Origin of the sequence: Bradyrhizobium sp. INPA03-11B, assembly GCF_040446015.1 — a bacterium.
In the GTDB taxonomy this organism is placed as follows: domain Bacteria; phylum Pseudomonadota; class Alphaproteobacteria; order Rhizobiales; family Xanthobacteraceae; genus Bradyrhizobium; species Bradyrhizobium macuxiense_A.
In genome coordinates, this window is sequence record NZ_JASGSR010000001.1 from 182,741 (window position 1) to 202,075 (window position 19,335).

Consider the following 19,335-nt stretch of genomic DNA (forward strand, 5'->3'; position numbering starts at 1 on the left):
CGGCAAAATCACGCAACGGCGATTCGGCTCACCAGGTCGCGATGTAGGTGCCCTTGAAACGCTTGTCGAGGAAAGCCTTCACCTCGTCGGAGTGATAGGCATCGATCAGGGGCTTGACCCAGGGCTTGTCCTTGTCTTGCTCGCGCACGGCAATGATGTTGACCCAAGGGCCATCGACCGCCTCGCGGGCGATGGCATCGGCCGCCGGATTGAGCCCGGCCTGCACCGCATAATTGTTGTTGATCGACACCAGGTCGACGTCCTGCAGCGAACGCGGCAACTGAGCTGCATCCAGCTCGACGAAACGCAGCTTCTTCGGATTGTCGGTGATGTCGGCAATCGTGGAGGCGACGTTGCTCGGGTCCTTCAACTTGATCACGCCGTGGAGCGCGAGGATCATCAGGCCGCGCGCGCCATTGGACGGATCATTGGCGATCGCCACCCGTGCGCCTTCCGGCAGGTCGGCGAGCTTCTTGTATTTCAACGAGTAGACGCCCTGCGGCGAGGCGATGGTGTTGGCGATCTTGACGATCTTCCAGCCGGTCTTGGAGATCTGGTTCTTCAGGTAGGGTTCGTGCTGGAACGAATTGGCCTCGAGATCCCCGAGCGCCAGCGCCTGGTTAGGAATGACGTAGTCGGTGAATTCCACGACCTTGATATCGAGGCCGCGTTCGGCCGCGACCTTCCTGACGACCTCGGTGATCTCTGCATGGGGTCCAGCCGTGACTCCCACCCGGATCGTGTCGGCGCGGGCGTTGCCGGCAAGCAGCGCGGCAACGGCAACAACGGTCATCAAGATACGCATCAAAATCTCTCCCGAGCTTGGCAACCCATGATCAATGGATCGGCGACTACCAGCTCGGCAGCACTGCGCCCTTGAACTTGGTCAGGACGAACTCCTTGACCTCCGGCGTGTGATAACTGGCCACCAGCGTCTTGACCCAGGGCTTGTCCTTGTCGGCGGCGCGGACCGCGATCAGATTGACATAAGGCCCCTTGGGATCCTCGCGCAGGATCGGATCCTTGACCGGATCGAGGCCCGCCTGGGTCGCATAGTTGGTGTTGATCGCGGCGGCATCGACATCGTCCAGCGCGCGCGGTGCCTGCGCGGCGTCGACCTCGACGAATTTCAGCTTCTTGGGATTGTCCGTGATGTCGATGACCGACGGCTTGAAGCCGACGCCCTCCTTCAGCTTGATCGCGCCCTTGTCGCGCAGCAGCAGCAGGACACGGCCGCCATTGGTCGGATCGTTCGGGATCGACACCTTGCCGCCATCGGGAATGTCGGCCCAGCTCTTGTGCTTCTTCGAATACACGCCGATCGGGAAGTTCACCGTCAGCCCGACCGCCTCGATCTTGTAGCCGCGATCTGCCTTCTGGTTGTCGAGATAGGGCTGGTTTTGAAACGAGTTGGCCTGGATATCACCGGCGTCGAGCGCGGCGTTGGGTACGACATAGTCGGAGAATTCGATCAGCTGGATGTCGAGGCCGCTCTTGGCCGCGATCGGCTTCACCGCCTCGAGGATCTGGGCATGCGGCCCGGGCGTGACGCCGATCTTGATCGTTTCGGCCGCGGCCGCCGCCGACCAGGCAGCGAGGGCGCTCGCGAGCATCACAACAGAACGAAACGACATCTTGGTCTCCGTGAAATCGGTAAAGTTCCCACCGTCATCACCCACGCCACGCACGAAATCAATGAAATCAGAATCCAAAGTTTCTTCGATGGTGGATGACTGCTTCTATTCGCGCCGCGGAAAGAGAATGGAGTCAGAGCGAAGGCTCGGCCAAAAATACCATTCTCATATCGCGCGCTGATAGAGAAAATTGCTCCAATCCGCTCGACTCGCGATGCCACCTCAGCGATGGCGCAGGCGGCGATTGACCCGGCGCGCCAGATAGTCGCCGGCGGTCTGCACCGTCTGAACCAGCGCGATCAGCACCACGACGACAGCCAACATCATCTCCGGCATGAAGCGCTGATAGCCGTAGCGGATGCCGAGATCGCCGAGGCCGCCGCCCCCGACGGCCCCGACCATCGCGGAATAGCCGAGCAGGCTGACGACCGCGAGCGTGAGCGCCAGCACCAGCCCGGGCAACGCCTCCGGGATCAGCACCTTGAACACGATCTGCAGCGGGCTGGCGCCGAACGACGATGCCGTCTCGATCAACCCTCCGTCGACCTCGCGGATCGCGCCCTCGACCAGGCGCGCGATGAACGGCGTCGCCGCAATCGTCAGCGGCACGATCGCCGCACCCGAGCCGATCGACGTGCCGGCGATCAGGCGCGTGAACGGGATGATGGCAACGACCAGGATGATGAACGGCGTCGAGCGGGTGGCATTCACGACCACACCCAGGATGCCGTTGACGGCGGGAGCCGCGAACAGCTCGCCCTTCCGGCTGGTCGCCAGAAAAATTCCGATCGGCAGCCCCAACAAGGTGGCGATCAACGCCGCCACCGACACCATGAACAGGCTCTCGCCGGTCGCCTGGATGATCAGGTTGATGAGTTCAGGCGACATAGCCGAGCCGCTCCACTGCAAGATTGTGTTGGGACAGATAGGTCACGGCCCGCTTGACCGCGACGTCGCCGCCGGGAATGCCGATCGTCAGCGAGCCGACGTGCTGTCCGCCGATCTCGTCGATCCGCGCCGAGAGCAGCGCAACGTCGATCGACAGCTCGCGCGCCAGCCGCGCAACGACCGTATCGCCGGCATCGCTGCCGCGCACCTGCAGCCGAATGACCGCCTGCCCGCCGGCAATCGGCTGCGCCACCAGGCGGCTCGCCAGCGATACCGGGACGCTGTCACCGACGACCTCCGACAGGAAGGCCTGCGTAACCGGGTGTTTTGGATGCGTAAAGATATCCGCGACATGGCCGCGCTCGACAATGTCGCCGGCGTCGATCACCACGACCTCCTTGGCGAGCTGGCGGACCACCGACATTTCGTGGGTGATCAGCACGATCGTCACGCCCAACTCGCGGTTAATGTTGGCGAGCAGGTCGAGGATCGCACGCGTCGTCTGCGGGTCGAGCGCCGAGGTCGCCTCGTCGGACAGCAGCACGTTCGGCCGCGTGGCAAGCGCGCGGGCGATGCCGATGCGCTGCTTCTGGCCGCCCGACAGTTCGGATGGATACCGGTCGTACTTGTCGGCGATGCCGACGAGCGCGAGCAGCTCCTCCACACGAACGGCGATGTCGGCCTTCGACCAGCCGGCGATCTCGAGCGGCAAGGCGATATTGTCGGCCGCCGTGCGCGACGACAGCAGGTTGAAATGCTGGAAGATCATGCCGATCGAGCGCTGGGCCAGGCGCAACTCGCGGCCAGCAAGCGCGGAGATGTCGCGACCGTCGACGACGACACGGCCGCTCGACGGCTTCTCCAGTCCATTGATCAGCCGCACCAGGCTCGATTTACCGGCACCCGAGCGGCCGATCACGCCGGTGATCGAGCCGCGCGGGATAGCGAAATCGATGCCGGCCAGCGCCTGCACGCTCGGCTTGTCGCGGTAGGCGGGATAGATCTTCGAGACGGATTCAAACCGCACCATGGCATCGCTCGCAGTCGGAGCAGTTGCGATAGGCGGCGTTTCGACGGGCTGCGCCGCCGACAGCGATTGATGCACGTTCATTCAGTCGTCCAATTCGAATGGCTTTGGTCGCTTGGGGTCGGAGCCCTGAGCTCAATGACCAAACAGAAGGTAGCTGCGGTCGTCGCCGCGGCGTTCCCTGGTGTCGTCGGTCCAGCCGACCGCCCGCCGATAGCTCCCCATCGCATCGGTTTGCCGGAGCGCGACGAGGTCGATCGCCTGGGCCTCGTCGGCGAAGGGCGATACATAGAGCGCATCCTCGGGACAGTAAAGCTCGCAAAGGAAGCAGGTCTGGCAATCGCTCTGGCGGGCGATGACGGGGACTCCGTCGGTCTTGTCGAACACATTGGTCGGACAGACGTTGACGCAGATGTCGCAGGACGTGCAGCTGGCGGCGTCGACGACCTCGATCACTCGGCGGCCTCCGCATAGGCTGCTTCCGCATACGGCCGTACCGAGGTCCAGACCTCGTCGAGGCCGCCGGTCGTCACGTAATGGCGCTGGCGATCGTCCTGATCGGGGAAATCGTCGCGACGGTGCATGCCGCGACTCTCCTGACGCGTCAGCGCGCTGCGGTACATCCAGCGCGCGGTCGCCAGCATCGCGGCGCCTTCGCGGGCCCGCGGTAGATCGGCCCTGGAGGCCGCATCCGCCTCTGAAACATCGCGCCAGGCTGCGTCGAGGCGCTGAAGAGCGCTCTGCAGCCGCGATGCTTCGCGGAAATAATTCAGCTCATATGGAAACACTTCATTCTGGACCGCCTTCGCCAACGCAGACGGTGCGAGCGGGCGCCGCGGCCGGTCGCGATAGGCGATGGTGCCTGATGACGACACTTTCCGTCGGACAATCGCACCGAGCTGTCGGGCGTAGTCCGCCGCAGATCAATTCGCGCGTCGCCGCATCCCCGGCCGCGTACAGGCCCGGCACGCTGGTGGCGCAGCTGTCATCCACGATGCGAAGGCCGCCGGTGCCGCGGACCGTGCCTTCCAGCCGCAGGGTCACCGGGAAGCGATCCCTGAACGGATCGATTCCGGTGCGATCGAACGGCAGGAAGAAGTTTGGCTGCGACACCCGCATCTGCCGCTGCACGGCATCATCGGCCTTGTCGAGCCGGGCATAGACCGGGCCCTGAAGCAGCGCGCGCGCGATCGCCGACCGTCCGCCCTTCGACGCCGCGCCGGGAACGATGCTGCCATCTTCATGGGTGAAGCTGGCCCAGCCATAGAACAGCGTCTTGGTGACCGAGCCGAACGCCGCCGAGATCGCATACGGGTTTGAGAATTCCATGCTGCTGAACTCGGCCCCGACCTCGGCGGCCATCAGATAGCCGTCACCGGTCAGCACGTTCGATCCCAGCGTCTTGCTGAGGAACGCGCAGCCACCCGTCGCGATCACGACCGCCTTGGCGCGCACCGTCCAGCGATCGTCCTTCTGCCGGCGGATGCCGCTCGCACCGGCAACCGCGCCTTCATCGTCCGCCAGCAGTTCCAGCGCAGGGCTGTGATCGAGAATGGTGACGCCCGCCTGCTTGGTGCGCTTGCGCATCAGGCGCATGTATTCCGGCCCTTGCAGCGAGTTGCGCTGCGACTTGCCGCTGTCGTCGACCGGATAGGGATAGCCCCAATCGGCCAGGCGATTGCTCTGCTCATAGGTGCGGTCGAGCACGCGTGCCATCCAGCGGCGATCCTGCAAATGACCGCCGAGCTTTTCGCGGCCCGCCATCGCGGCCTCGCGCAGCGCCGGGTTGGGCTCGACATACCAGACGCCGGTGCCGGCTGCCGCCGTCGCGCCAGACGTGCCGCAAAATCCCTTGTCGGCCAGCACCACGCGCGCGCCGCGCTCGGCGGCGCTGACCGCAGCCCAGGTCCCCGCCGGGCCGCCGCCAAGCACCAGGACGTCGGCGTCGAACTCCACCGATCCGGTGGGCGCGGACACCCGTTCGGCGCGGTTAGGCTGCATCGTCATGCGTCATGTCTCCGGCGGAATCGACGGCGGATCGCGTCTCGACACATCGTTGCGCGCGCACGCATCGCTGGCAATTTCAGATATTTGCGGAGAGTTGGACGAAGCTTTCTCCAGTCCCAACGGCCGAAGAAAGTTTGTGTTGCCGCACAACGGTTGTTTCGCCGCTGTGGGGACCCACGACACAGGATCAGGCGCCAGCGATGTGAACGGAGGCGGATATTTCTTTTTGCAGGCGAGCGGCCGCCGTTGATTTCCTCGCACGCTTGGCAGCGATATCTCGTGGGGCAGATCATTCAATCCCACGGCAGCAGCCATGTCCCACCGTCAGCTCCATCTCAATGTCAACCTGCTGCATTCCGGCGTCTATGCCTCGGCGTGGCGATTGCCGGAAAGCGATCCGCGCGCCTGCTTCGACGTCGGCCATTACGTGCGGGTGGCGCAGATCGCCGAGCGCGGCAAGCTCGATGCGATCTTCCTGGCCGATACGCCCGCGATCACCGATCGCATCGATTATCGCTCCTTCATGTCGATGGAGCCGACCATCGTGCTAGCCAGCGTCGCCGCGGCAACGACCCATATCGGCCTGATCGCAACGGCGTCGACCACCTATAACGAGCCCTACAACATCGCCCGCCGCTTCGCGACGCTGGATCTGGCCAGCGGCGGCCGCGCCGGCTGGAATGCGGTGACCACCGCCGACGCCACCGCCAGCCGTAACTTCGGCCTCGCCAACGTGCTCGAGCACAAGGCGCGCTACGACCGCGCCAAGGAGTTCGCCGAGGTCGTGCATGCGCTGTGGGACAGCTGGGAGGATGACGCCTTCGTCGGCGACAAGGTGACCGCGCGATTTGTCGACACATCGAAGGTGCATCCGATCGCGCATCGCGGCGCGCATTACAGCGTCGCCGGCCCGCTCAACGTTCCGCGCTCGCCGCAGGGACGCCCGGTGACAGTGCAGGCCGGCGGCTCCAGCGATGGCCGCGACCTTGCGGCTGCGCAGGCCGAGGCCGTGTTCACGCTGGCTCAAACGATCGACGAAGGCGTGGCCTATGCCCGCGATCTGCGAGCGCGCGCCGTCGCCTATGGCCGCGCCAGCGATTCCATCGTCATCCTGCCGGGCCTCGCCACCGTCATCGGCAGCACGGAGGCTGAAGCCAAGCGGCGTCAGGATGAGCTCTGGAACCTGGTTCCGATCGAATACAGCCTCGCGCGTCTCGCTGGGACGTTGCAGGTCGATCCGGCCATCCTCGATCTCGACAAGCCCCTGCCCGATCTGCCGCTGCCGGCCAATGCGAACCACACCATGTTCAAAGGCACGGTGGCGCTGGCCCGTCGCGGCAATCTCACCGTCCGACAATTGCTGCGCGCGCTCGGCGGCGGTGTTGGCCACCGCATCATCGTCGGTACGCCGGAGCAGATAGCCGACGATATCGAGGCTTGGTTCCAGGCCGGCGCCGCCGACGGCTTCAACTTGATGCCGGACGTGCTGCCGACGGGGCTGGAAGTCTTCGTCGACAGCGTGGTGCCGATCCTGCAGCGGCGCGGACTATTCCGCCGGGACTACGCCGGCACCACCCTGCGCGATCATCTTGGATTGCCACGCCCGGCCAGCCGGTTTGCGCAGCGCGAGGCGGGATCCGCGAGCGCCTGACGTCGTCAGCGTACGCCGCGGCGCACGGGTGCGTCATCGGCAGTAGCCGCCGTCGATGCGCGGACGCGCGGGATGACCTCGCTGGCAAAACGCTCCATCTCCGCCTCGAAGGGCTGGAACTGCAGCATGAACAACTCGATGCCGGCGGCATGAAAGGCTTGGATCCGGGCCGCCACCTCGTCGTAGCTGCCGACCAGCCCCGCGGCCGTTCCGCCGTTGCTGCCGACCCGCGCCGATTTCTGCATGGTCTGCATCATCACGACCTTTGGATCGGTATTCTGCTTCTGGATCGCCTTGATCGGTGCATCCTTCTTCGACAGGTCGAGCAACCGCTCATACGCCGCCTGGGCCTCGGCCTGTGTCTCCCGCGCAACGATGAACGCGGACAGACCGAAGCGCAGCGGCGAGCTTGTCCGCGACCGGCTCGCAACGTCGGCAATCAGGCCGGCGACATCGTCGAGCGGCTGGCCGTTGATGAACCAGACGTCACCGTGGTCGGCGACCAGCGCACGTGCCGGCTCCGACTCGCCTCCGACATAGATCAGCGGCCGGGGCCGATAGAGACTCGTCGGACGCAGCGCATAATCGCGCACGTCGAAATGCTCGCCCTTGTAGGTCAGCCGCTCGCCCTGCATCAAACGTGACACCACGGTGATCCACTCGCGACCATAAGCGTAGCGCGCGTCGTGCTCGGCAAATCCGATGCCGGCCTTGTCGAGCTCCGGCTTATTCCAGGCGTTGACCAGATTGATGGCAAAGCGGCCGCGGCTGATGTTCTCGATGCCGAGCGCAAGTTTGGCCAGCACGACCGGATGATAGAGATAGGGCTTGATCGCAGCGATGATCTCGATCCGGCTGGTCAGCGCCGCAAGTGCCGCCGCGGCGCTCCACGCTTCGAGCTGATCGAGATCCTCCTGATGCGGATTGATGGTGTGCTGGGCGATCAACGTTGAAGCATAGCCGAGCCGCTCGGCGGCGAGCACCAGATCGCGATTGCGCTCCCAGGACGCGTCATAGGGTTCATCGGGATCCTGATAGGCGGCGCGCGAGCCGTGCACCAGCGCCCAGATGCCAAAGCGGAGCGGTCGTATCGTCATTCGTTGTTTCTCCTGCGTCTTCTCGCGTTGTTTTCGCGCCTTGCACCGCAGGAGATCAAGCAACCGCGCATCAAAAGATTTTCCTTGCCGTGTCGCGCGCGCGGGTAACCGAGAAACACTCCGGAACCAACGACAATTGAAAAACCGCTCTATTTCTGTCCGCTGAAAATCGTGGGACAGTTTTACGACGTCACGCAACGCGACGCGACCGCGTTCGTCGCGTGAGCGAAGAGCTGCGTGACCAAAGAAGATCACGCAGGATGATGACGCAGGACAGATTACCTTGAGCAATCTCGAGCAGACGGCGTCACCGGTTGCCTACGACGCCGCACCGCGCGGCGACACGACCGCCGCACATCTTCCAAGGCGCAGGCTCGAGATTGGTCGGCGCGGCCTGCAACTTCTGTCGTGGCTGGCGCCGGCCATCCTGCTTGTGGTCTGGGAACTCCTGGCGCAAGGCGGATGGCTGTCACCGCAGGTGCTGCCGGCGCCTAGCAAGGTCCTCAAGACGGCATTCAAGCTGGCGACCTCGGGAAGCCTGCTCAACGACCTTGGCGTCAGCCTGCTGCGTGCCGTCGCCGGTTTTGCGATCGGGGGTACCGTCGGTTTCGCCCTCGGCATCCTCGTCGGGTTCTCGCGGATCGCGGAAGCCGCGATCGACCGCAGCGTCCAGATGATCCGCGCGATCCCCTTCCTCGCCCTGCTGCCGCTGGTGATCGTCTGGCTCGGCGTCGGCGAAGCCGAAAAGATCTTCCTGGTCGCCCTCGGCGTCACCTTTCCGATCTACATCAATACCACCTTGGGGATCCGGCAAGTCGATCCAAAGCTGATCGAGCTTGGCCGCATCCAGGGCCTCGGCACGCTGGAGCTGATCCGACGCATCATCCTGCCCGGGGCGCTGCCTTCGATCCTGACCGGCGTGCGCTATGCGCTGGCGACCGCATGGCTTGCGCTGGTCGTCGCCGAAACCATCGGCGCCCAATCCGGCATCGGCTTCCTTGCGATGGATGCGCGGGAGTTCCTGCGCACCGACGTGATCGTGCTGACGATCGTGATCTACGCGCTGATCGGCGTCGCCGCCGACGGCATCGCCCGTTTTCTCGAACGCCGCCTGCTGGCCTGGCATCCGAACTACGGAGGCGCGCGATGACCTTGCATGTCGCCCCCTCCGCCGCCGCGGTCTCACCGGCGGTCGTCGTGACGAATCTCCGCCGCGCCTACGGCCATCGCGTCGTCATCGAGAATCTCAATCTGCGGATCGAGCGCGGCGAGTTCGTCGCCCTGCTCGGGGAAAGCGGTTGCGGCAAGACCACGTTGCTCCGCGCGTTGGCCGGCCTCGACCCGATTGACGGCGGCCGCATCGCGGCCCCGCGCCGCCCGGCGGTCGTCTTCCAGGAACACCGGCTGCTGCCGTGGGACAGCCTGTGGCGCAATGTCTCACTCGGCCTGCAGGCCGGTAATGCGCGCGAGCGCGCCGCAGCGGCACTCGCCGAAGTTGGCCTTGGCGACCGGCTCGACGACTGGCCGCGGAATCTCTCGGGTGGGCAGGCGCAGCGCGTGGCACTCGCCCGCGCGCTGGTGCAGGAGCCCGAGTTGCTGCTGCTCGACGAACCCTTTGCTGCACTCGATGCGCTGACCCGCATCCGCATGCACGATCTGGTCCGTGACCTGGTCGCCACCCATCGGCCCGGCGCGCTCCTGGTCACGCACGACGTCGACGAGGCGATCGCGCTGGCCGACCGCATCCTGGTGATGCGCGAAGGCCGGATCGCCTTCCAGCATCACACGGGCGGTCGTGGCGGGAGGGCGTCGATCGCCCGCAGCGACTTGCTTGCCGAACTCGGCGTCGTCGCCGTTCATCCCATCCCCGCCTGAGTCTTCTGAAGGACAGCTCATGTCTCGTTCATTCGCAAAACCTTCCCGTCGCGGCTTCCTCGGCGGGGCCGCGTTCGGCATTGGTGCCCTCGCCGGTTTCAATTTCCCGGAGGCCGCATATTCGGCCGGCGGCCGCGTCACCGACACTGTCCGTCTCACCTGGGGTCTTAGCGGCCTCAACCTGATCGCCAAGGAGCGGGGCGAATTCGAGAAGCTGCTGGCCAGGGATGGCATCAAGGTCGAATGGCTGGGCCCGTTCCCCAATCACGCCCCGACACTGCAGGCGGTGACCGGCGGCAGCGCCGATTTCAGCTTCGGCGGCAGCACGACGCCGGCGCTCGCCGCGATCATCGCCGGCTCGCCGCTCGTCTTCACCCAGTTCGTGGTCTACGAACCCCGCACCACCGCGATCATCGCCAGGGACGATTCCGGCATCAACAAGATCGAAGACCTCGTCGGCAAATCGGTTGCCGTGAACCGCTCCGGTCTCGGCGAGTTCCTGCTCGTCGCTGCACTCGAGAAGCACAAGGTCGACCGCTCCGCGGTGAAGTTCGTCTACCTCAATCCGCCGGATGCCGCGCCGGCGCTGGCGTCCGGCAAGGTCGACGCCTGGTCGATGTGGAGCCCCGGCGTCGACATCGCGCGGCTCGACTACAAGGCGCACGACATCTTTCTCGAAGGCCGCGATCTGGATTTCCAGATCGACTACACGTCCTATCTGACCACGCGGAAGTTCGCGACCGAGAATCCCGCACTGGTTCACGCCGTCAACGACGCATTCCGCGCCGAGGGCAAGTGGATATCCGAGAACGGCAAGGACGCTGAATACATCGCCCAGAAGGCCGGCAAGTACAGCGATCAGGTGCGCGACCAGTTCATCGCGCTCGACCGCAAGTATCGCTACTTCCCGGTCAATGACGAGAACTTCCTGTCCGAGCTGCAAAAGGCCGCCGACTGGCTGCTGGCACGCAAGGTGCTGCCCGAGCCGATCAAGGTCATCGACCACCTCGCGCAACTCTGATCGCGACCAGCAACCAACATCGTTTCGGGTGAAATCAATGAACAAGCCTGTCTCCGTCACCGCGCTGGCATCGTCCGATCGCCTCGACAACCTATCGCCCGACATCGACGCGCTGTTGGGCCGTATTGCCGAGGGTGCCAGCGACCGCGAACGGGAGCGCGTCCTGCCGTTCCCGGAAATCGATCTCATCCGCAAGGCGCGCCTCGGCGCACTTCGGCTGCCGACTGAGGCCGGCGGTGCGGGTGCAACGATCCGCGCGCTGTTCGAGATCGTGATCCGCCTCGGCGAGGCCGACGCCAATGTCGCCCATATCCTGCGCAACCATTTCAGCGTGGTCGAACGCCTGGTGCGCCGCCCCAAGGACGACCAGCACAGGCAGTGGCAGAAGGCCATCGGCGATGGCGCAATCATCGGGCTTGCAGCCACCGAGCTCGATACGCCGAAGGTCGGCAACGTCACGCCGAACACGACGCTGACAGCCGACGGCGACGACTATCTGCTCAACGGCACCAAATATTACAGCACCGGCACGCTCTATTCGGACTATGTGCTGGTCCGCACCGCGGATGCGTTCGCCGCCAATGCGGCGGTCCTGATCCCCGTCAATCGCGAGGGCATCGAGCTGGTCGACGACTGGGACGGCCTCGGTCAGCGGCTGACCGCGACCGGCACCAGCCATTTCCGCAATGTGCGCGTCAAGCGCCAGGAGGTGGTATTCGACGCACCCGACGCCGGCTACGGCATTCCCTACTCCAACACGTTCGCGCAATTGTTCTTGACCGCGATCAACGCCGGCATTTCGCGCGCGATCCTACGTGACGCCACGGCTCTGGTGCGGTCCCGCAAGCGGACCTTCTATTACGCGCCGAGCGAAATTCCAGCGGACGATCCGCTGCTGCAACAGACCGTCGGCCAGATCGCGAGCGGCGCGTTTGCCGCCGAAACGGTCGTGCTGGCGGCCGCCGAAGCGCTCGATGTTGCGACCGATGCGTTCGACGCCGGCGACGCTAACGCCGTCGAAGCTGCCCATCGTGCCGCACTGCTATCGGCGAAAGCCAAGATCGTCGCGGATGAATTCGCGATCCGGAGCGGCAGCCTGCTGTTCGACGTCGGCGGCGCCTCCGCCACCAAGAAGGCGACCAACTTCGACCGTCACTGGCGCAATGCGCGCACCCTGGCCTCGCACAATCCGAACGTCTTCAAGACGCGCTCGATCGGGCAATACGAGATCAGCGGCACGCCGCTACCGGCGAAGGGCTTCTTCTGATCGAAGGCTCGATCCGGCGCGGTAAGAGAGGGAGAAGCCCGATGAGCAAGCCGGACATCCACCTCGTCGACGCTGATCACGAGATCGAACTCCAGTTTCGGCTCGTCATGCGCCGCCTCGCCGGCGGCGTTTGCGTCATCACCGCCGGACAAGGCGAAGACATCACCGGCATGACGGTGACCTCGCTGACCTCGCTCAGCGCCGCGCCGCCGCGGCTCCTGGTCAGCATCAACCGCCAGGCGTCGTCCTTCACCCCGATCGCCCGGCATCGGGCTTTCGGCGTCAATATTCTGGGCTCGGATCAGCAGGCGCTGGCGGAGCGCTTCAGCAATGGCCGCCTGAAGGGCCACGAGCGCTTCGAGGGCATCGCCTGGACCTGTGGCTCGTCGGGCGTGCCGTTGCTCGAACGCTCGCTGGCAATGGTCGAATGCCAGGTCGAGGAAATCATCGAGCGGCATTCCCACGCCATCATCGTGGGCCGCCTCGCCAGCATGGAGCTGTCGCACCGGCTATCCGGCCTCACCTACTGGAACGGACAGTATGTCCAGATCGACCACGAGGCCGATCTCGATCTTCTCGCCGAGGTCAGCATTCCCCTGGCGCACGTTCGATAGGACCGGGAGCACCACATGAAACGCGAAACCCCTCCGCAGTCTCCCCCCTCATCTGTCGGCGCGACGGTAACTCCACCCGGCCGCTGGCAGCTCGACCGCATCGTCGCCGAGCTGCGCGTCTCCCGGGAAGAGACTCACAGCATCCGCCAGGACGGCGAAGCCCGGCGCGCGCCCTCGCGCGAGGCGCTGGAGGCGATCCTCGACGGGCTTACCGAGGCGCTGTTTCCGCGGCACTACGGACAGTCCGATCTCGACGGCGAGAACATCGACTATTTCGTCGGCAACAGGCTGAGCATCGCGCTGGATTCACTCAGCGCCCAGATCCACCGCGGCGCGTTGTTCGTCGGCGATGAGCTCGAACCGGGCTTCGAACGTGAAGAGGCGATCGAGCTGACCCGCGCATCTGCATCCCAGCTGCCGTCCGTCCGCGGGCTCCTCATCAACGATCTGCGCGCGGCCTTCGTCGGTGATCCGGCGGCGCGGAACTTTCCGGAGATCCTGATCGGCTATCCCGGAATGACGGCCGTTATCCACCATCGCCTCGCGCACCTGCTGTATCGCCTCGGCGCACGGCTGATCGCTCGCCTGATGTCGGAAATCGCCCATGCCCGGACCGGCATCGACATTCATCCCGGCGCCAGCATCGGTTCCGGCTTCTTCATCGATCACGGCACCGGTGTCGTGATCGGGGAAACCGCCATCATCGGCAACAATGTCCGCGTCTACCAGGCCGTCACGCTTGGCGCGCGGCATTTTCCGACCGACAACGAAGGCAGCGTCATCAAGGGCGACGCCCGCCATCCGATCGTGGAGGACGACGTCGTGATCTACGCCGGCGCCACCATTCTCGGCCGCATCACCATCGGGCGGGGATCGACCATCGGCGGCAACGTCTGGCTGACCAAGGACGTGCCACCGAACAGCGTGGTGACCCAGCCGACCGTCCGGAACACGCCGGGCGGAGCCTGAGCCAGCACTTACGCGGCCGCGACCGGCTTCCACCGCATGAAGCGCCGCTCCAGCGCCTCGAGCACGGCGTTGAACGCCAGTCCGATCACGGTGATGCCGAGAATGCCGAAATACATCTGCGGGATCAGGAAACTGTACTGGCTGTTGATGATGAGATAGCCGAGGCCGGCCTTGGCACCGACCATCTCGGAGGCGACCAGCACCAGCATCGCCGAAGCGCTCGCCAGACGAATGCCGACGAAGATGGTCGGCAGCGCCGCCGGCAAAATCACCTTGCGGAACAGTTGCTGCGGACTCGCCCCCATGGTCCGCGCCGATTTGATCAAGAGCGGATCGACCTGTTTCACTGCCGCGATGGTGTTGAGCAGCAGCGGCCAGGCGCAGCTATAGATCACCATCGTGATCTTGGAGAGCTCGCCGATCCCGAGCAGCAGGATGAACACCGGCAGCAGCGCCAGCGGCGCGGTGTTGCGGCAGATCTCGATGAACTGGTTGAGCAGATTGCCGAGCCGGGAATACCAGCCGATGGCAAGGCCCAGCGGCACGATCAAGGCGACCGAGATCAGAAATCCGCTCAGCGCGCGGAGCAGGCTGGCCGAGACATCGTCATAGAGCTCGCCGGTTTGCGCGAGCTGCCAGCCGGCCGCGATCACCTCCGAGAACGGCGGAAGGAACACGGGGTCGATCAGACCGAACCGGGGCGCTGCCTCCCACAGCGCCAGCAAGGCGATCAGCAACAACGAGCGGTGTCCGAAGCCGGCCAGTCCGCGCGCCACCGAGCGGATCACTTTGGCAACAGGCGACCGGCCCTCCGCGCCGGACAGCGGCTCGCGGCGCCCATGCGCCAGTTCGAGCAGTGTCAGCATCTCCAGGCTAGACATGGGCAACCTCTTTCACTTCGCGGTCGAGACGACGTGCAGCGCCGCTGCCCGCCGATTGCTGGGCCTTCTGCACTTCCTCGCGCAGCAGGCTCCAGATCTCGTGCCGCACCTGGCCGAACTCCGGCAACGCGCGGATATCCTCCGCCTCGCTGCGCAGCACCTCGGGGATCTCGATGACCTCCTTGATCCGGCCGGGACGCGACGTCATCACCGCGACGCGCTGGCCGAGCACGACGGCCTCGTCGATCCCGTGGGTGATGAAGACGATGGTCTTGCCGGTGGCCCGCCAGATCCGCAGCAGTTCGCCCTGCAACGTCTCGCGCGTCTGGGCGTCGAGGGCTGCAAACGGCTCGTCCATCAACAGCACCTCGGGATCGTAGGCGAGGCTCCGCGCGATCGCGACGCGCTGCTTCATGCCGCCCGAGAGCTCGTGCGGATAGCGGTCGGCAAAGCCGGACAGGCCGACGAGATCGAGGAAATGGTACGCGACGTCGCGCCGCTCCTTGGCCTTGAGCCCCGCAATATCAAGGCCGAACTCGACGTTCTGCGCAGCGGTGCGCCAGGGAAACAGCGCATATTGCTGGAATACGATGCCGCGGTCGCGGCCGGGTCCGCCGATCGGCCGCCCGTCGAGCAGGATGTGGCCACTGGTCGGCGTCGTCAGGCCGCCCAGCAGATCGAGCAAGGTCGATTTGCCGCAGCCGCTCGGGCCGACCAGGGCCAGGAATTCGCCGGCGCGAACGTCGAGGGTGATGTCCTCCAGCGCCGTGAACCGGCCCGCCGGACGGCCGCCCTCGCCGCGCGTGACGAATTCCTTGCGGACCTGCTCGAAGCGGATCTTGACTGCGCTCATCGTGCCTCCGCCGTCTTGCCAGGACGGAAATAGTTGAACGCATTGGTGTAGGTGTCGGAGGCCTTGATCTGGCCCGGCTTGAGCAGGCCATCCTTCACCAGCCAGTCGATCCAGACCTGCAATTCGGCATCCGAGATCACGCCGCCCTTGGACGCGACGCCGGTGCTCTTCCAGTATTTGATCGAGGATGCGTCCTCGTTGCGCTTGCGCTCGGCGATGATCCGCTCGAAGCGAGCTCGCACTTCCTCCGGCGGTGTCGTCTGCGCCCACTGGATGGCGCGCGAAATGCCCTCGACCAGCTTGCGCGAGGCTTCGGGATTGTCCTTGATGAACTTGTCCCGCAACACATAGGCGCCGCCGGTGAACTGACCGAACAGGTCGGTGTCCTTGAACAACGAGCGGATCCCGCCGCGTTCCAGTGCCTTGTCGCGCAGCACGCCGCTGAGCGCGCTGACCTCGACCTGACCCTGCCGCAGCGCTTGCTCGCCGGAAACCGGCGGGATCGCGACCAGCGTCACCTGCTTGGCTTCGCCGGCGCCGAGGCCGTTGCGGGCGAGATATTCGCGCAGCACGAACTCCAGATGCGCACCCAGCGTGTTGACGGCGACCTTCTTGCCGATCAGATCGCGGGCAGACTTGATCGGGCTGTCGTCCTTCACGAAGTAGCCGTAATAGGTGTTGGCGTCGGAGCCGTAGTAGCCGACCACGGCCTTGATCGGTGCCTTGGCCGCGATCAGCTTGAGGATCGCGCCATAGAAGGCGCCGCCGATGTCGATATCGCCGGTGACGACGGTCTGGATGTCCTGCGGGCCGCTGATGGTGTTGCCGACCCATTTCAGCTTCAACGGCGCGAGATAACCGAGGTCCTCGGCGAGCTCGGTAAACGTCACCTGGCCCGCCCAGCCTTGATAGCGGATTTCCGTCTTCTCGAGCGGCGGCTCGGCGAAGGCCGGGGCCACGAGGCCCAGTGCGAAGGCGCCGGCCAGCAGGAACCGTGCGGCCCTGCGCGCGGCGGCTCGCCGCGCCCGCAGAATTCGAATGATGGCATTCATCTTGATTGCTCCGATAACTGATCTTGAATCAGGCGGCCTTTGCGGCCTGCGGCTTCGACGACTTGATGCGCGTTACACTGTGGCAGCCGTCAACACTGACCGGCACATCGCCATCGATGGTGGCGCGACGGACCACGCGATGATGATCGCCGTAGTCATTGACCGCGTAATGCTGGGTCGCACGGTTGTCCCAGATCGCGACGTCACCGGCCTGCCAGCTCCAGCGCACGGTGTTCTCCGGTGCGGTGATGTGCGACTGGAACAGGTCGAACAGTTTTTGACCGTCATATTTCGGCAGGCCGACAAAGCGCTGCACGAAATTGCCGAGTACGAGCGTGCGCTCGCCGGTCTCGGGATGGACCCGCACCACCGGATGCTCGGTCTCGTAGATCGTGCCGGTGAAGACTTCGTCGAAATGCTTGCGGTCCGCCTCGGTTGCCCGCGTCTTCACGGCATAGTCATAGGCGTTGCTGTGCACCGCCCAGAGCTCGTCGGCGAGCTTGCGCAGTGGTGCCGGCAGGTCGAGATAGGCGGCCGCCGTGTTCGACCACACGGTATCGCCGCCATAGGGCGGGATCACCACGCCGCGCAACACCGAGATTTTCGGATAGGCGTCGACGAATGTCACATCGGTGTGCCATTGGTCGGCTCGGCCACCGCCGCGGCCCGAATCCAGTTCCAGGATCGACGACGTTCCCTTGATCGCGCCGACCGTCGGATGCGGCACGAGCTTGCCGAGCCGCACCGCAAAGCGCTCCTGCTCGGCATCGTCGAGATGCTGCTGGCCGCGGAAGAAGATCACCTTGTGCTCGAGCAGCACCTGGTTGATGGCGCGGATGACTTCATCTGAAAGGTCACCCGACAGTTTGACGTTCCTTATCTCGGCACCCAGCCGGGCCGCGCGCTTGACGATATCTGCGCGCGGAATGACGTTGTCGATCGTCGTGGTGCTGCTCATGATCCTGTTCTCATCCTTGCGTTCTCCTGGACAAGGCTTCGCCGTGCGCCGGTCGCGTGAGTGACGGCGGAGTTGCTGACATTCCGTTCGAGCGTGCCTTATTCGGCTGCGGCGTGCTGCGGCGGCCGCCAGATCGCCGATGCATAGAGCTCCGGCGCAAAATCCTCCGCAATCGTTCCGTTAATGCGCGCTTCATGCGACGCGAGATCCGCCAGGAACAGATCGCGACTGATCCGCGCCACGACCGCTGGAATATCGCGCTTGAAGCTCGGCACGTCCCCGACCGGCAGGCCGAAGCTGACGAAGGCCGCCGGATTGAACACGTGAATGTCCTTCAGGTGCGGCGCGTGACCCGGCACTTTCTCCAGATATTCATGCCCGGACCCAAGATAGGGATAGGCCGCGATCGTCTCGTCGGCCTCGTCAGCAGGTCGCGCAAAGCGATCGCGCCAGAGCAAAATCTGGTCCGCAAAGTCACGAAGTTCGGTCTGCGCGCCGAGGCTGACCGCATAACCGGTGCCGGCGATCGCAAAATCGAAGCCGAACTCGCCGTGGGGTGTCTCTGCGACAGGACGCACGCCTTTCAATCGTGCCGAGGTCCATGGCGCGCCCAAATGCAGATGGAAGTTAGGAAAGGACACTGCCCGCGAGATCGCATCCGGCGGTGGCGTCGAGCCGGCTTGCCGGAAGCGGAGCGCCTGGCGCCAACGCACCGCGTCCGGCAACGCACCGTAATTGTCGTAGGCACCCGGATAACCGCGAATCCGGATCACCGGCAAGGAGGCCAGTGTCTCGCGCCGCGCGAACAGGTGAACATCGCGCGCACCGGCGTCCAGCGCGACGGCCGCGGCATCGAACGCCGACGCGGCGCTCCCGATCACCGCGACGGAGCGGCCGCGCAGGCTCTTGAAGTCGATCGTCTCGGAGCTATGCGCATAGAACCGCTTCGGCAGGCCTTGCAAAACTTCCGGGATAGATGCACCGCCGCTGCCGGCAAAGCCCGTGGCCAGCACCAGCTTTCGCGTGGTCTCAATGACAGCCGCGCCGTTCCGCTCCAGATGCAGCCGCAAATGGCCGTCTGCCGGCGCGATGCGGATCAGGCGCGTGCCGTAGCGCACCGCGACACCGGTGACCTTGCGATACCAGTCGAGATAAGCCGCCCAATCAAGCCGTGGAATGCGATCGAGCGCATCATAGGCGGCCGCGCCATGACGCGCTTCGTACCAGGCCTGGAAGCCGAGGCCCGGCAAGCCAAGTTCCGGACCGGGAAGCGCTTTGGGCGTCCGTAGCTTGTGCATTCGTGCGCTGGTCAACCACACGCCCGCCTTGGCACCGTCAGCCGCGGCATCGATCACCGAAACCTTGCCGATCCCGGCACGCCGAAGCGCAAAGGCAAAAGCGGAACCGGATTGTCCTCCACCAACCACAACCACGTTGTGATCGATTCCCGCCTGCTCGGGCACCCAGTTTTGCGGATCGGGGCCGATCAGACGAAGCGCCTCGCGGGCAACGCTGTCGGGATCGGATTGCGGCATGGTGCA

Annotated in this window: 21 protein-coding genes; 8 read left to right on the plus strand and 13 right to left on the minus strand. The window is 65.0% G+C overall.

What is annotated here, in order from left to right:
- Positions 1 to 28: 28 nt before the first annotated feature.
- The 7 genes from QMZ05_RS00915 to QMZ05_RS00945 all read right to left on the minus strand — a co-directional run bounded on the left by QMZ05_RS00915 (position 29) and on the right by QMZ05_RS00945 (position 5,556).
- Positions 29 to 805, minus strand: a complete 777-nt coding sequence (locus tag QMZ05_RS00915; RefSeq protein WP_353699046.1) for a MetQ/NlpA family ABC transporter substrate-binding protein — start codon at positions 803 to 805, stop codon at positions 29 to 31.
- Positions 806 to 851: 46 nt separating this feature from the next.
- On the minus strand, positions 852 to 1,634 hold the full coding sequence (locus tag QMZ05_RS00920) for a MetQ/NlpA family ABC transporter substrate-binding protein (protein WP_353699047.1): 783 nt from the start codon (positions 1,632 to 1,634) through the stop codon (positions 852 to 854).
- Positions 1,635 to 1,856: 222 nt separating this feature from the next.
- The gene (locus tag QMZ05_RS00925; RefSeq protein WP_050419237.1) at positions 1,857 to 2,522 is read right to left on the minus strand and encodes a methionine ABC transporter permease; all 666 of its coding nucleotides are present in this window, start codon (positions 2,520 to 2,522) and stop codon (positions 1,857 to 1,859) included.
- Positions 2,512 to 3,633, minus strand: coding sequence for a methionine ABC transporter ATP-binding protein (locus tag QMZ05_RS00930; RefSeq protein ID WP_353699048.1), 1,122 nt, complete (start codon positions 3,631 to 3,633; stop codon positions 2,512 to 2,514). The genes QMZ05_RS00925 and QMZ05_RS00930 overlap by 11 nt, the downstream gene beginning before the upstream one ends.
- 51 nt (positions 3,634 to 3,684) lie before the next feature.
- Entirely contained in the window at positions 3,685 to 4,005 is a 321-nt protein-coding gene (locus tag QMZ05_RS00935; protein WP_353699049.1) for a ferredoxin family protein, read from the minus strand.
- A complete protein-coding gene (locus tag QMZ05_RS00940) occupies positions 4,002 to 4,361 on the minus strand; it encodes an FAD-binding protein (RefSeq protein ID WP_353699050.1) in 360 nt (119 codons plus the stop codon). The genes QMZ05_RS00935 and QMZ05_RS00940 overlap by 4 nt, the downstream gene beginning before the upstream one ends.
- The gene (locus QMZ05_RS00945) at positions 4,339 to 5,556 is read right to left on the minus strand and encodes an FAD-binding protein (RefSeq protein WP_353699051.1); all 1,218 of its coding nucleotides are present in this window, start codon (positions 5,554 to 5,556) and stop codon (positions 4,339 to 4,341) included. The genes QMZ05_RS00940 and QMZ05_RS00945 overlap by 23 nt, the downstream gene beginning before the upstream one ends.
- Here QMZ05_RS00945 and QMZ05_RS00950 point away from each other — a divergent pair.
- Positions 5,555 to 5,806 (plus strand): hypothetical protein, encoded by a 252-nt coding sequence (locus tag QMZ05_RS00950; protein WP_353699052.1) that lies wholly within the window; start codon positions 5,555 to 5,557, stop codon positions 5,804 to 5,806. The genes QMZ05_RS00945 and QMZ05_RS00950 overlap by 2 nt on opposite strands.
- 63 nt (positions 5,807 to 5,869) lie before the next feature.
- Positions 5,870 to 7,207: an LLM class flavin-dependent oxidoreductase gene (locus QMZ05_RS00955; protein WP_353699053.1), complete on the plus strand. Its 1,338-nt coding sequence runs from the start codon at positions 5,870 to 5,872 to the stop codon at positions 7,205 to 7,207.
- Positions 7,208 to 7,212: 5 nt separating this feature from the next.
- Here the strand turns inward: QMZ05_RS00955 and QMZ05_RS00960 are convergent, their stop codons facing one another.
- Entirely contained in the window at positions 7,213 to 8,304 is a 1,092-nt protein-coding gene (locus QMZ05_RS00960) for an LLM class flavin-dependent oxidoreductase (protein ID WP_353699054.1), read from the minus strand.
- Positions 8,305 to 8,683: 379 nt separating this feature from the next.
- On the opposite strand from QMZ05_RS00960, the gene QMZ05_RS00965 reads away from it, so the two are divergent.
- Genes QMZ05_RS00965 through epsC form a run of 6 tightly spaced genes read left to right on the plus strand, consistent with a single transcriptional unit; the run spans position 8,684 to position 14,050 of the window.
- Positions 8,684 to 9,454, plus strand: a complete 771-nt coding sequence (locus tag QMZ05_RS00965; RefSeq protein ID WP_353699086.1) for an ABC transporter permease subunit — start codon at positions 8,684 to 8,686, stop codon at positions 9,452 to 9,454.
- Complete coding sequence (locus tag QMZ05_RS00970; RefSeq protein WP_353699055.1) at positions 9,451 to 10,179, plus strand: ABC transporter ATP-binding protein; 729 nt, start codon at positions 9,451 to 9,453, stop codon at positions 10,177 to 10,179. The genes QMZ05_RS00965 and QMZ05_RS00970 overlap by 4 nt, the downstream gene beginning before the upstream one ends.
- 19 nt (positions 10,180 to 10,198) lie before the next feature.
- Positions 10,199 to 11,200, plus strand: a complete 1,002-nt coding sequence (locus tag QMZ05_RS00975) for an NrtA/SsuA/CpmA family ABC transporter substrate-binding protein (protein WP_353699056.1) — start codon at positions 10,199 to 10,201, stop codon at positions 11,198 to 11,200.
- A gap of 37 nt (positions 11,201 to 11,237) precedes the next feature.
- A complete protein-coding gene (locus QMZ05_RS00980; protein WP_353699057.1) occupies positions 11,238 to 12,467 on the plus strand; it encodes an acyl-CoA dehydrogenase family protein in 1,230 nt (409 codons plus the stop codon).
- Between the two features lie 41 nt (positions 12,468 to 12,508).
- Positions 12,509 to 13,081 (plus strand): flavin reductase family protein, encoded by a 573-nt coding sequence (locus tag QMZ05_RS00985; RefSeq protein ID WP_353699058.1) that lies wholly within the window; start codon positions 12,509 to 12,511, stop codon positions 13,079 to 13,081.
- A gap of 15 nt (positions 13,082 to 13,096) precedes the next feature.
- A complete protein-coding gene (gene epsC, locus QMZ05_RS00990) occupies positions 13,097 to 14,050 on the plus strand; it encodes a serine O-acetyltransferase EpsC (RefSeq protein WP_353699059.1) in 954 nt (317 codons plus the stop codon).
- An 8-nt stretch (positions 14,051 to 14,058) separates the two neighbouring features.
- Here the strand turns inward: epsC and QMZ05_RS00995 are convergent, their stop codons facing one another.
- The 5 genes from QMZ05_RS00995 to QMZ05_RS01015 all read right to left on the minus strand — a co-directional run bounded on the left by QMZ05_RS00995 (position 14,059) and on the right by QMZ05_RS01015 (position 19,329).
- Positions 14,059 to 14,931, minus strand: coding sequence for an ABC transporter permease (locus QMZ05_RS00995; protein WP_353699060.1), 873 nt, complete (start codon positions 14,929 to 14,931; stop codon positions 14,059 to 14,061).
- On the minus strand, positions 14,924 to 15,784 hold the full coding sequence (locus QMZ05_RS01000) for an ABC transporter ATP-binding protein (protein ID WP_353699061.1): 861 nt from the start codon (positions 15,782 to 15,784) through the stop codon (positions 14,924 to 14,926). Before QMZ05_RS01000 ends, QMZ05_RS00995 begins: the two co-directional genes overlap by 8 nt.
- Positions 15,781 to 16,836 carry an ABC transporter substrate-binding protein gene (locus QMZ05_RS01005; RefSeq protein ID WP_353699062.1) on the minus strand — a complete coding sequence of 352 codons (1,056 nt, stop codon included), beginning with the start codon at positions 16,834 to 16,836 and terminating at the stop codon, positions 15,781 to 15,783. The genes QMZ05_RS01000 and QMZ05_RS01005 overlap by 4 nt, the downstream gene beginning before the upstream one ends.
- Before the next feature lie 28 nt (positions 16,837 to 16,864).
- On the minus strand, positions 16,865 to 17,794 hold the full coding sequence (locus tag QMZ05_RS01010) for a TauD/TfdA family dioxygenase (protein ID WP_353699063.1): 930 nt from the start codon (positions 17,792 to 17,794) through the stop codon (positions 16,865 to 16,867).
- 98 nt (positions 17,795 to 17,892) lie between these two features.
- On the minus strand, positions 17,893 to 19,329 hold the full coding sequence (locus tag QMZ05_RS01015; protein WP_353699064.1) for an FAD-dependent oxidoreductase: 1,437 nt from the start codon (positions 19,327 to 19,329) through the stop codon (positions 17,893 to 17,895).
- Between the last annotated feature and the right edge of the window lie 6 nt (positions 19,330 to 19,335).